The following is a 13,346-nucleotide window of genomic DNA, read 5'->3' on the forward strand; positions in this document are numbered from 1 at the left end:
TTTTCTAAATTAGGCTTTTGAAAGTTTTTTCTCTACTAATCCAAATAGTAAATCAGTGATTAAAGCAATCAATATCGCCATAAGCGTCCCCGTAAAAATCATATAGTTATTGTTCGACCCTATACCAGCGATCACTAAATCTCCTAGACCACCAGCACCAATAACAGCGGCTAATGTCGTCCAACTAATAATATAAACGGTTGTCGTACGAATGCCTGACATGATATATGGCAAAGCAATTGGCAATTCAACTTTGATTAAACGTTGGAACTTGTTATAGCCCATTCCTTTCGCCGCTTCAACAATACCCTGATCAATGGACTGAATGCCAGCATACGTGTTCCGGAGTAATGGTAATAAAGCATAAAGAAATAAAGCGACAACAGCGGGGGGAAAACCAATCCCTAATATTGGAATGAGCAAAGCAAACATGGCAATTGTCGGAATCGTCTGAAAAAAATTAGCAATATTAAAGATCACATTCTTTATGCGTTCACTTTTCAATCTTGTCATCCAAATCGCTAATGGTAAAGTCAATATAATCGCTAAGGAAACAGAAATGAAAGCGATCGCTAGATGCTCTAATAAATAAATTAAAATACTTTCATAACGAATGGACCAAAAATCCATATAATCAGTAAAAAAACTCATACCTCTACACCACTTTTAGCGCCAAATTTTTCATGAATCTTTTCTAAGAGTAGTTCCTGATCGAGAACACCGATAAATGTATCATCTGGCTCAATGATCGGTGCAATCGTATCTTTACTTGCGACAAATTTTTCTACTTCAGCTGAGCGTCGATAAGCAATAATATCTGGATTCACGAGCTCCGATAATGATTGATCTGATGCACGGATGGCATCATAGAGTGACGCAATGCCAAGATATTTATGATCGATATCCACGACAGGGAGTTGATCTTTTTTATGCTTGATCATAAGAGAGATTACATCATCAATGGACTGGTTAATTGTCACGGAAGGAAAGTTCTCATCAACAAAAGCTGTCATTGGCGGCAGTCCTTTGGCCTGTTCTAAACGTTCTACTCCAATAAATTCTTCCACAAATTCGTTTGCTGGTGCAGTTAAAAGCTCTTGAGGCGTTCCCTTTTGTACAACTTGCCCCTCACGCATTAAAATAATTTGATCGGCAATTTTAATCGCCTCATCCATATCATGCGTCACAAAGACAATGGTCTTTTGAATATTTTGTTGTAAGTTAACTAACTCATCTTGAAGTTGTTCACGACTAATTGGATCAAGCGCACTAAACGGCTCGTCCATTAAAATAATCTTTGGTTCTGCTGCTAATGCACGAATAACACCAATTCGTTGCTGTTGGCCACCACTCAATTCGTTTGGGTAACGCGTTTTATAAATCTCTGGATCTAGGTCAACCATTTTAAGTAACTCATCAACTTTTTGTTCAATACGAGCTTTATCCCACTTCAAAAGCTTTGGTACAGCAGCAACATTATCAAAGATCGTCATATGTGGAAAAAGCCCAATACTTTGGATCACATACCCCATTTGTCGGCGTAAATCAATCGGATTCATTTCGGTAATTCGCTGTCCATCAACGATTAGTTCACCTTCGGTATAATCAATCAAACGATTTAACAGCTTCATAGTTGTTGTTTTTCCACAACCACTTGGTCCAATCAGGACATTTATTTTTCCTTCTTCAAAAGTTAAATCGATTCCTTTTAAGGCCTGAAAACCATCCTCATACACTTTATTAATATTCTTTAATTCAATCAAAAGCTGTCCCTTCCTTCATTCGTTCTTTTTGCTATATTTAGCTTAACGAAAGTTGCCAAATAAACAAAGTACGATATAAGCGCTAATTGGTATAAACTTTATACAATATAAACTTTATAGAATGTATAAAGTCTATTTCCTTACAATTCATCCAATTTACTCCCGAATGCTCGCTCATTTGCAAGTTGAGCTATTTTTTTCCTATGCTACACTTAAATAAAAACTAGGAGAAGACTGATTTCAATGAAAAATGAAGAAAAGCTTGAACAGATAAAACATCGAATCAGTGAACAAATTGCAGAAAATATAAAGTCTTATGGATTTCCTGCAACAATTGGACGAGTGATTGCGGCCATTTATTATGAAGGTCGAGCCCTTGACTTGGATGAGCTTGCTCAAATCACTGATATGAGTAAAACTCGTATGAGTCAAGTTCTGCGTGAGATGGTGCATTATAATATCGCAGAAAAGGCTTTTGTTAAAGGTTCGCGAAAGGATCACTATATCGTCGAGGAAGATTATTATCAAACATTCATCTCCTTATTCACCACTAATTGGCATTCTGTTATTTTACGCAATCGTAAAATAATCGCACGTAACCGTCAGGATTTACAACATATAATTAATGATACAAGTGTAGCAGATGACATAAAAGAACAAGCCCAGTTTTATTTAAATGATTCAACAGAGTCTTTAGCTTATTATGATTGGATTGAGCGTCTTATTGAACTATTTGAATCACAGAAAATCTTCGAATTCATTCCTAAAAAAACAGGTTCGAATGGAAGTTAGCCATATTCCTAATGAATTTTTTTATTGGTAATCATGGTCGATACAATCGCACTAACATAAACCAATGCCATAAATAACAATACTGTAATTGAAGCAAATAATGCTTTTTAATAACACCAACTTTACAAAGTAAAGCTGAATCTACTCGCTGGACTTGGCAATTTTGCAGCGAAGCTAAACTATTTAAAGCAAAAGTGAAGATAGGGAAAGTCTTACGAGAAGCTGAAGAATTCATTAGATATATCATGATTAGTCTACTTGAACTCAGAAGATTATAAATGTCTTTGACTCTTGAGAAAGCATTTTATAGGCTGATCACCATTTAAGATAAAAAGTCTAAGTGCTACTGAGGAGCACTTAGACTTTTTATTAATATTTGATCTCCCTTCAACCTTCAAATTTAAAACGAAACTAATTATACAGGAACAGTGTACTGTGAGGGTAGCGTTAATTGCACTCCCCAGTCCAGCCCCATCAAAAAGACCTGTGAAAGCAATTGCGTGAACAACACCCTGTTGCCCCAAGAGTTACGGACAGCTACATAGGATAAACTATAAATTAATCATCAAGTTACACTTATCAAAAGATCGAGAATATTCATGAGTTTAGTCATAAAGAGTTCAGAGTGTTATCCTCAGTGATTATGACCGTGATATCATGATTAATTTTAATCTCTCATCCCTCCTGCTTCTCGAGAAGTCATGGCGCCTTGTCCAGCATTTATGTCTTTTTGAATTTCCTGTTTTACCTTATTAGGATCAGTTCCAGCTGATCTTGATTTCTTACTAGAAGCTAAACCCTTTTTAGTTTGGCTACTTTTTCCCATACAAATTCTCCTTTAAATAGTTATTTAAAAATTATTATCACCTCATATGCACTCATTATGTATATTTTCGCCAGATGAAAAATAACCGACTTTCTAAAAAGAAAGTCGGTTTCTGCTAGAGCTTTAATTCCCCCATTCGTAATAGCTCTACTACAGCTTGTGCTCGCCCCTTTACACCCAGTTTTTGAATTGTGTTGGATATATGATTCCTTACTGTTTTTTGAGAAATGAATAATTCATCAGCGATATCCTTTGTTGTTTTATCTTGCACGAGTAATTCGAATACCTCTTTTTCACGTTTAGTTAATATTTGCTTCGGCTTATAGTCGTCATCTTTCAAATCTAGACCCCTCCTTGCTGTCGTTAAAGTTGCGGATTGAAAGGGTATTAATACATGTAGTCATGGTATTTTATGTTCTAATTTAGTTTCTGTGAAGATGATTGAATCGAGTTTCCTTTTTTATTTTTAAAATGATATTATTTGGGGTATTGATCAGTAATTAAATTAATTAAAATGATTGCAAACAATGACCAGTCAAGTGATAATATAGATATAGGTTTTAACTTAGAGGGGGGCACGTTCAATGCATAAAAACAAAAAACAAATAGAAAAAATTGTTGATCAGTTAGAAACTACAGGTACAGGTTATGATTTGTTAAGGTATGTAGCATTACCTGATTTACTCGGAAAAGATGCTCCAAAAATTTTATATGTAATGGGAAAAAATCTGGCACGTGAGCTATCTTTTCAGTCAATTGAAGAAATTGCTATATTTTTTTATAAAACAGGCTGGGGAACGCTGGAGCTTGTCAAAGAAAAGCGTTCTGAACATATTTTCAAATTACAAACAAGATCGATTTCTGAACGGTATCGTTTAGGTATTGAAACAGATTATCGTCTAGAATCAGGATTCTTAGCAGCAGCAATGGAACAAATCAATTCGTTTCATTGTGAATGTATCGAAGAAGAAAAACCTAAGAAAAATTATATCGAATTACGAGTTCAGCATTATCATTAAAATGTTAAAAAATTGGTCTTATTCTTTTCATTTTAGACTTATATAATATGAACTCAGAAGTGATTCTGAGACTGAAAATTCATATCCAATAATAAGAGGCTAGGACAAAACCAAGCTAAAAAAAGCTGTTACACAATAAAATTGATTGTGTAACAGCTTTTTTATCTGACTAGAAAGGCTATTATATGACTAAAGTAGACACTTCTCAAAAATGGCCCTTCTGCTATGATTCTGAGCATGGGATTGCTAGCTATGAAGATAAACTCGATAATCTTGACTAGCGTTTATCTCACTTTCATCTTTTAAAAGGAGCGACCCGCAATAAATGACTTGAATTAGATGCGATTGAGCATAGATCTTATCTTTTTCACATGGCATGAAAGTAACAGAAGAGACAAAAACTGTTGACTTTATATAGTTAGCCTCTAAAGGCTGAGATTTTCTTGATCTTCTAAATGTATTTGGATCTGCTTGGCAGTTGGCTCGGGTATCCCTAGACGTTTAATTGTTTCGATCGGTGCATTTTTAATTTCATTAATCGATTTAAAATGGGTCAATAATAACTTACGACGCTTTTCCCCAATACCGGGGATCTCATCAAGGATCGATTTAAAGGCACTTTTTCCTCGTAATTGACGATGAAAGCTAATCGCAAAACGATGGACTTCATCTTGAATTCGCTGAATAAGATAAAATTCCTGAGATTTTCGATCAAGATCAATCACAGTTGGTGGATCACCATATAGCAATTCACTTGTTTTGTGTCGATCATCTTTAGCTAGACCGCACAATGGAATATCAAGCCCTAATTCATCTTCTAAAACGCTAATTGCCGCTGACATTTGTCCTTTACTACCATCTACAAGTATTAAATCAGGCAAAGGTAAATCTTCTTTCAATACACGTGTATAACGCCTTCTAACAACCTCTCGCATGGTTTCATAATCATCAGGTCCCTTAACATCTCTTACCTTATATTTACGGTATTCCTTTTTATCTGGCTTTCCATCGATAAAAACAACCATTGCTGAAACTGGATCCGTTCCTTGAATATTTGAGTTATCAAACGCTTCGATTCGATGTGGTATTTCTATATTGAGTTGTTGACCAAGTCGCTCAATTGCCTTAATCGTTCGTTCTTCATCTCGTTCAATAAGCGAGAATTTTTCTTCCAAAGCAATTTCAGCGTTTTTCCCTGCCAGCTCGATGAGCTCTCTCCTTCTGCCACGATAAGGTATGGTAACGTCGACTTCAAGTAATTCTGATAATAACTGATAATCAATTGGAGCGGGTACAAGAACTTGCTTGGGTTTAATATGATTATGATGTAAATAAAATCGGCCAATAAAGCTGACAAACGTTTCCTCTGCATCAGTATAAAATGGAAAAATGGAAACATCGCGTTCAATTAATTTACCTTGACGAATGAAGAAAACTTGCACACACATCCAGCCTTTATTATAACTGTAATTAAAAACATCCCGATCAACTCGATCATTCAAGGCCATCGTTTGTCGTTCCATCAAGGCATCAATATGCTGGATTTGATCACGAAGTTCTTTTGCTCTTTCAAAATTCAAAACTTCACTTGCTTGCTGCATCTTCTCTTTTAAATCTTTTTTAATTGCCTGGTGTCCACCACCTAAAAAAGAAACGACATCATTAACAATTTTTTGATAGGTTTCGGGGGATGGTGGCTCATCTGCACAAGCTAAGCATTGACCTAAATGATAGTATAAACAATGGTCACCCGGTTTGTTATTACATTTTCTCAAAGGATAAATACGATCTAAAAGCTTCTTTGTTTCCCTTGCAGCCAATACATTTGGATAAGGCCCAAAATATTTTCCCTTATCCTTTAAAACTCTCCTCGTAATAACTAAACGGGGATGTCTTTCATGCGTTACTTTTAAATATGGATAGCTCTTATCATCTTTTAATAACACATTGTAGCGAGGGTCATATTTCTTAATTAAGTTCATTTCTAAAATAAGTGCTTCAATTTCTGAAGAAGTGACAACATATTCGAAATCAACAATCTCTTGAACAAGACGTTGGGTTTTTTGGTCATTCGCACCGGTAAAATAGGAGCGAACTCTATTTTTTAATTTTTTTGATTTTCCTACGTAAATTACCGTACCCTGCTTATCTTTCATCAAGTAGCACCCAGGTTGCGCTGGGAGAACGGCTAATTTTTCCTGAATGATATTTGACATCCACAACACTCCATTGCTATCTCTCATTAAATAATTAGCTCAATTATAACATATTCATTTTCATTACATTAAAAAAAGAAACCCTCCTTGGATTATGCTAATAATCAGAGGGCTTCTACTTTATTATAATAACCTACATTTGCATTGCAATTTTTAATAATTCATTTCGACCACACTACTTTATCCAGCCTCTGACACCATAGCTATTGCTCTAATCCATCCAGCACTCGCACCTTTAATTTTTACTGGAAAACACATAAATGTAAATCCTGTTGCTGGAATTTGATCTAAATTAGTTAGTTTTTCTATTTGACAATAGCCTTTTTCAATACCTGCAAAATGACCTTCCCAAATAATATCTTTATTACCTGTTTTCGAAAACTCTTCACTAATCAAGCCTAAAGGCCTATCCCAACTCCAAGCATCTGTTCCAACCGTTCTTATTCCCCTATCTAAAAGCCATAATGTCGCTTCTCGACCGAGACCGCAACCTGCTGTTAGGTATCTTTTAGTACCCCAATGTTTCGATGCTCCTGTATGGATGAGAACAATATCCTTTTCTTTTAATGTATAATTTATTTCCTCCAATTTTTCGATTAAATCCTTAGAAGTAACTAAATATCCATCTGGCTTATCAGTCATATCAATTACAACACCGTTTCCAATAAACCAATCTAAAGGAACTTCATCAATCGTCCAGGCTTTCTCACCATTATTCATTGTTGGATGGTAATGCCATGGAGCATCTATATGAGTCCCTGCATGCGTCGTTAACTGTACATTTTCTAATGACCAAGCTTTGCCATCAGGTAAATCTTCTTGTGTAGCATCTTTAAAAAAACTTAACATATAATCAACTTGATCATCATGATTACTATACTCTATTTTAGGTATCATTCCCGGTGGATCACTGGGTAAACTATCTTCTATCGCAACTGACAAATCTACTAACTTCATAATCTAGCACCGCCTTTTGTTAATTGAAATAGTTGCTCACTAATTTTTTTCCTAACTGTGTAATTTCAACTTCTCTTTTGAATAGACCTTTTTCTATCAAATAACCCTTTCTGACTAAATGCGAGATAACGCTAGACAGTTGTAACGAACCCATATTATTTTCTTTTGCATATACGCCCATTTCTTTCGGATTCTCATTAATTTGCTTTAAAAAATTCAAATGTTTTTGATCAACAAAAGCCCTCTCCATTTCTTTCTCTTGATCAGTTAAATAATTAAAAATAGAATAACCCTTTTCTGTTAAATGAAAAGTATAAAAGTTTGTCCAAGTTAACCCTTTTCTCTCGATATATCCTCCTTGATCTAATTTTTCAATAGAGGCATTTGTAACTTTTGAATCCACTTCCAGTCCATCTGTCAAGTTAGCCATATATTTATGACCTAATCGGATTAAATCTAGCACTTTTCGATCAAATTCATTTAGCTTAACTTCAATTCGATTAGCATTTGTTGCTTTGGGTTCCCAATTCTTTTCACCATAATATTTAGATTTAGAAAACAACGAGATCATTACTGAAACAATCAAGGTGACAAAAAACCCTACGATAGCCATGTGTGTATATTGATTAATATTAAATATATTTGTTAAATCTAGCACTGTTAATAATAACATCGTGGTAACACCGATGATCACTCCCCATTTAGCCCCTGTACTATTGAAACGTGGCCAAATGGCTCCGAGTAATAATAAAACAGCCGGAGGAACTAGCCAAGCATTTGCAAAAGCAAATAAATATACTGGTCCGCCTGGAAAAAAAGTCAGTAACCAAGTTAGAATGATGATGAATCCCATTATCCATTTACTAACTTTTAATGTCTTTTTCGGATCATTATCTTTATTAAATTGTTGATACACATCTCTGGTTGCAGTAGAAGTCGCCCCTAATGCACTTGTAGAAGATGTCGAAATAGATGCTGCTGCTGCAGAAATTATAAATAGTGAGCCTAATAGCGGTGTAATCACATTAGCGATCATTCCATAAGCTGATGTCTGATCAAACTCCCCACCCATAACGGTAAACAATTCAGGCGTATCAGCTCCTGCAAACAAGCCGATGAACGATAAAGGAATCATGAAAAAGATGATTAGATAAATTCCACCGTACGTAAAAGATTTTTTTGCTACTTTCTCATTTCGACAATTTGATAGTTTAATCCAATAATAATTATTACCCCAAACAAGCGCTGCCCCAAAATTCAGTATAAATGTGAGGGCGCTGGGGTACTTCCAACTAAGCATAGGTATCTGCTGACCGGATATTCCATTATTAATCCAGTCATGTCCATATCCCGTCCAATTATTAGCGATAAAGTCGATACCCCCAAATCTATGAAGTAACATTAGTAAGAAGATTGGAACTCCAATTGTTCCAATAGAAACCTGAATAAAATCAGTAAGAGTCGTTGCCCACATTCCACTAGATGTTGCAAAAAACAGAATAACCAAAAATGCAACACCTGTAATTGCCCATGTCGGCCATCCTGTATAGCCACCAACAATATTGGTTAATGAGACAATGTTATTTGCTAAAATACCTGTCATCCCAATAACAGAAGTAATCGCAACAAAGGTACGTACTTCTCGGCTATATCTCATTTCAAAATACTCTGGCAAGGTTTGTGCCCCACTCAGACGAGCAAATCTAGAAAAAATTAATCCATATAAAATTAATCCAAAACCTGCATAAAGAACACCCCAAGTTATTCCACCTCGTAATCCATATAAAACTGAAAATCCAGGTGCCAGTGTAATGGACGTTCCTGCAAAGCCTATCGCAATTACTCCTACCATATTGATTGGCGTGCTTATCTCACGCCCCGCTATAATAAAATCAGACGTTTCACTAACCCATCTTTTAGCATATTGCCCTACACCAATCAGTACAGCGATAAAAATGACTGCATAGATACTAATAATGACTCCTTGACTCATTTCTCATCACCTCTTGATATGATCTATTGTCTCTATTTACTGATAGATTTCTTTTGTCATTCTTCAAATTTCTATAGCTATGCTTTCTTTGTTAAATTCAAAAGTTGTCGTGCCTCTTCTGGGGTTGCAATTTCTTTTCCTAACTCACGAATTAATCTTTTAGCTTGTTCGACAAATTCAACATTACTCCTCGCAAGTTGACCTTTTTTAAGATAAACGTTATCCTCCATACCAACTCTTAAATGTCCACCTAATGCTAAAGTTGTCATCATAATAGGTACAGCCATTTTGCCAATACCAAAAGCACTCCATGTTGCATTTTCAGGAAGTAAACTTTTTAAGAATACTAGATTTTCTACGGTTGCTGCGATTCCGCCAGGGGCACCTAAAACAAATTGAAAATGTAGTGATCCTTCTGGAAGAAAACCTTTCTTTTGTAAATACAGTGCAGTATACAACATTCCAGCATCAAACACTTCTATTTCCGGCTTAACATTCACTTCCTGCATAGCTCTACCAAGCTGCTCTAAAAATTTTGGATGGTTCTCAAAAATTGTTTGATTTAGCCAATTCATTGTTCCTGCATCAAATGACGCCATTTCTGGCAACAACTTTTTGAATGGTTCAATTCTCTCGTCATAAGATAGTTTTTCTACTGAACCAGATGTTGTTAAATTTAAAACAATATCATCATTTTTTTCTCTTATTAAACCAACAGTTTCCATATATTTATTAATGTTCATAGATGCATTGCCACCGTCATCTCTCACATGAATATGTGCAATTGAAGCACCAGCTTCATATGCCAACTGAACTTCTTTTGCGATTTCTTCTGGATGTAAAGGGACAAAAGGTGTAGAATCTCTAGTTGTAACTGCTCCCGTGGTAGCTACTGTTAAAACAACTTTATTTTGTAATTTTTCATTCATAATATCTACCTCCAAAAATATTAAATTTCTATTGTTAACTCTGCTCCTGTGGCATTAATGACATCTTTTAATTCAAATGCTGGATTTAATTCAGTCAAAATCAATTGATTCTCTTTTACTTCAATAACGCCCATTTCTGTAACAATTAAATCTACAGCATTCTTAGCGGTTAAAGGCAATTGACATTCATTTAAAATTTTATGACTTCCTTTTGCCGTATGCTGCATCGCGACAATTACTTTTTTCGCTCCTACGACTAAATCCATTGCTCCACCCATGCCAGGTGCCATTTTTCCAGGGATCATATAATTAGCAATGTTCCCAAAACGATCTACTTCAAGTGCACCTAATACTGTAACGTCTACGTGGCCACCTCTAATCATTCCAAACGAAAGCGAACTATCAAAGAAAGCTCCATTTGGCATGATTGAAACAGGTTGACCTCCAGCATTTACAATTGAGCGCTCCATACTGTCTACAATTGGACTTAATCCAATAAAACCATTTTCAGATTGAAAGGCAACTTCAATTTCTCTTGGCACAAAATCAGCAACCTTAGTTGGTAAACCAATTCCCAAATTAACAATATCGCCATTCGTTAATTCCTGTGCGACTCTCTTAGCTATATAGTTTCTGATTTGTTCTCTATCCATTAATGTTCACCACCTTTCACAACATAATCGATGAACATCCCCGGCGTATCAACATTATTTGGATCCATATCACCTTCTTTAACAATATGACGTGCTTCTACTATCGTTACCTTAGAGGCTGTTGCCATCAGATGATTAAAGTTATTCTCAGAACCTTTATATTTTAAATTTCCATGCTCATCTGCTGTATCTGCAAAAATCAATGAGAAATCTGCTTTGAACGGTTTCTCCAGCAAATATTTTTCACCATCCACTTCAACTATCTGTTTGTCATCCTCAACTAATGTGCCAATCCCTGTTTTCGTTAATACTCCTCCTAATCCGAACCCCCCCGCTCTAATTTGTTCTATTAATGTACCTTGCGGGATTAAAGTCACTTCCATAGTTCCGTCGTACATTTGCTTACCCGTTTCTTTATTCGTACCAATATGTGAAGCATATAATTTTTTTATTTGTTTATTCTTAACCAATCGGCCATGAGCTAACTCTTCGGTTGCTGTATCGTTACTAATTAAAGTAATATCTTTAAGATTCCTTTCTACTAAATAGTTAATTAATTTATGAGGAGTTCCATTAACTAAAAAGCCCCCAATCATAATAGTTGCTCCATCCTTAATGTCTTTAAGAGCATCTTCTAATGTGACTACCTTCTTCATCTCAACTCTCCCTCTCTACAACTACAGCAACACCTTGCCCTCCACCTATACATAAGGTTGCTAATCCTCTTTGTGCTTTTTGCTTCTGCATTTCATGAATTAAAGTGACTAAAATTCGTGTACCACTCGCTCCTATAGGGTGACCTAAGGCAATCGCTCCACCGTTGACATTGACAATATCAGTATTAAAGTTCAACTCTCGAATAACACTTAATGCTTGTGAAGCAAACGCTTCATTTGCTTCAATTAAATCAATATCTTTAACTGCATACCCTGTTTTTCTTAATACATTTTTGGTAGCTGGAATTGGTCCTGTTCCCATGACCTCAGGTTCAACCCCTCCAGAAGCATAGCCTTTAAGAGTAACTAATATTTCCATTCCCAATGCTTCAGCCTTTTCTCGACTCATTAAAATAAGCACGGCAGCACCATCATTAATGCCTGAGGAATTCCCTGCTGTAACCGTCCCATTCTTCTCAAATACAGGTTTTAAATCGCTTAATAACTCGACTGTCATTCCGGCTCTTGGAAATTCATCAGTATCAACAATAATTGGATTCCCTTTACGTTGGGGAACAGTTATAGGTACAATTTCGTTTTTAAATTTTCCATCTTTAATAGCTTTTTCTGCTCGATTTTGGCTCATAGTTGCTAGTTTATCTTGTTCTTCCCGAGAGAAGTTATATTTTTTAGCAATATTTTCAGCTGTTACACCCATATGATAATTATTAAAGGCATCCATTAAACCATCAGAAAGCATTGAATCTACAAGTTCAGCATTTCCCATTTTCTTACCTTTTCGGCTCTCCATTAATACATGTGGCGATTGCGACATATTTTCAGTTCCCCCTGCAATAACAACATCATTATCTCCCACAAGAATTGACTGAGCCGCCAAAGTAACCGTTTTCAATCCTGAACCACACACTTTATTAACTGTAAAGGCAGGGGTTGTTTTTGGGATATCTGAATTGACCAAAACTTGTCTAGCTACATTTTGACCAAGTCCAGCACTGAGTACATTCCCAAAAATTAATTCATCTACCTCAGAAGGGGCTAATGAAATGCTGCTCATCGCCTCTTTAACTACGGTTGTTCCTAATTCAACAGCTGAAACATTATTAAAAGCTCCTAAAAAAGAACCTATTGGAGTTCTTAGAGCTTGAACAACTACAACTTCTCTCATTCCTATTCCTCCCACTCATAATATTTATTTTATTTAAATAGGGTAAGCGCTTACTTTTATATTTTAAAGCCATCTAAATATAATGTCTAAGACCATTATGTTATAATTGGTATAACTATTTTTCATACCTATAGTTTTTAAATTACAAATCTCTGTATCTCAAAGTGAAAATGAACATACAAATTAATAAAGATACGAGTGATTATTAATTTTCTAGACAAAGGGGCTTTATTACTATAAAGGAGGAATTTGTTAAGAAGTCACAACATATTGACTCCTAATTATTTAGTATTGATCCCCTTATTCAAAGGACAAAAGATCTTTAAATGATACATTAGATTCGCTGTACTAATACA

The 13,346-nt window shown here is 35.5% G+C and carries 13 protein-coding genes; 2 read left to right on the forward strand and 11 right to left on the reverse strand.

Going from position 1 to position 13,346, the window contains the following annotated elements:
* Positions 1-9: 9 nt before the first annotated feature.
* Together ACS127_RS16075 and ACS127_RS16080 are read right to left on the reverse strand one after the other, a co-directional pair.
* Complete coding sequence (locus ACS127_RS16075; protein WP_440896030.1) at positions 10-651, reverse strand: ABC transporter permease; 642 nt, start codon at positions 649-651, stop codon at positions 10-12.
* On the reverse strand, positions 648-1,763 hold the full coding sequence (locus ACS127_RS16080) for a betaine/proline/choline family ABC transporter ATP-binding protein (RefSeq protein WP_440896031.1): 1,116 nt from the start codon (positions 1,761-1,763) through the stop codon (positions 648-650). Before ACS127_RS16080 ends, ACS127_RS16075 begins: the two co-directional genes overlap by 4 nt.
* 243 nt (positions 1,764-2,006) lie before the next feature.
* Here ACS127_RS16080 and ACS127_RS16085 point away from each other — a divergent pair, with 243 nt between their 5' ends.
* Entirely contained in the window at positions 2,007-2,555 is a 549-nt protein-coding gene (locus tag ACS127_RS16085) for a GbsR/MarR family transcriptional regulator (RefSeq protein WP_440896032.1), read from the forward strand.
* A 667-nt stretch (positions 2,556-3,222) separates the two neighbouring features.
* Here the strand turns inward: ACS127_RS16085 and ACS127_RS16090 are convergent.
* Positions 3,223-3,381, reverse strand: coding sequence for a hypothetical protein (locus ACS127_RS16090; RefSeq protein ID WP_440896033.1), 159 nt, complete (start codon positions 3,379-3,381; stop codon positions 3,223-3,225).
* A gap of 115 nt (positions 3,382-3,496) precedes the next feature.
* A complete protein-coding gene (locus ACS127_RS16095; protein WP_216398326.1) occupies positions 3,497-3,721 on the reverse strand; it encodes a helix-turn-helix domain-containing protein in 225 nt (74 codons plus the stop codon).
* 244 nt (positions 3,722-3,965) lie between these two features.
* Between ACS127_RS16095 and ACS127_RS16100 the strand changes: the two genes are divergently transcribed.
* Complete coding sequence (locus ACS127_RS16100; protein ID WP_440896034.1) at positions 3,966-4,400, forward strand: YslB family protein; 435 nt, start codon at positions 3,966-3,968, stop codon at positions 4,398-4,400.
* A gap of 425 nt (positions 4,401-4,825) precedes the next feature.
* Here the strand turns inward: ACS127_RS16100 and uvrC are convergent, their stop codons facing one another.
* The 7 genes from uvrC to ACS127_RS16135 form a co-directional block, all read right to left on the reverse strand.
* Positions 4,826-6,616 carry an excinuclease ABC subunit UvrC gene (gene uvrC, locus ACS127_RS16105; protein ID WP_440896035.1) on the reverse strand — a complete coding sequence of 597 codons (1,791 nt, stop codon included), beginning with the start codon at positions 6,614-6,616 and terminating at the stop codon, positions 4,826-4,828.
* 180 nt (positions 6,617-6,796) lie between these two features.
* Positions 6,797-7,573, reverse strand: a complete 777-nt coding sequence (locus tag ACS127_RS16110; protein ID WP_440896036.1) for a cyclase family protein — start codon at positions 7,571-7,573, stop codon at positions 6,797-6,799.
* Positions 7,574-7,592: 19 nt separating this feature from the next.
* Positions 7,593-9,566, reverse strand: a complete 1,974-nt coding sequence (locus tag ACS127_RS16115; RefSeq protein WP_440896037.1) for a sodium:solute symporter family protein — start codon at positions 9,564-9,566, stop codon at positions 7,593-7,595.
* 77 nt (positions 9,567-9,643) lie between these two features.
* The gene (locus ACS127_RS16120) at positions 9,644-10,495 is read right to left on the reverse strand and encodes a 3-keto-5-aminohexanoate cleavage protein (protein WP_440896038.1); all 852 of its coding nucleotides are present in this window, start codon (positions 10,493-10,495) and stop codon (positions 9,644-9,646) included.
* Positions 10,496-10,515: 20 nt separating this feature from the next.
* A complete protein-coding gene (locus tag ACS127_RS16125; protein ID WP_440896039.1) occupies positions 10,516-11,148 on the reverse strand; it encodes a 3-oxoacid CoA-transferase subunit B in 633 nt (210 codons plus the stop codon).
* Positions 11,148-11,804: a CoA transferase subunit A gene (locus ACS127_RS16130; protein ID WP_440896040.1), complete on the reverse strand. Its 657-nt coding sequence runs from the start codon at positions 11,802-11,804 to the stop codon at positions 11,148-11,150. The genes ACS127_RS16125 and ACS127_RS16130 overlap by 1 nt, the downstream gene beginning before the upstream one ends.
* A gap of 1 nt (position 11,805) precedes the next feature.
* Positions 11,806-12,996 (reverse strand): acetyl-CoA C-acetyltransferase, encoded by a 1,191-nt coding sequence (locus ACS127_RS16135; protein ID WP_440898162.1) that lies wholly within the window; start codon positions 12,994-12,996, stop codon positions 11,806-11,808.
* Positions 12,997-13,346 lie beyond the last annotated feature (350 nt).

It is taken from the genome of Amphibacillus sp. Q70 (assembly GCF_052055485.1).
GTDB lineage: Bacteria > Bacillota > Bacilli > Bacillales > Amphibacillaceae > Amphibacillus.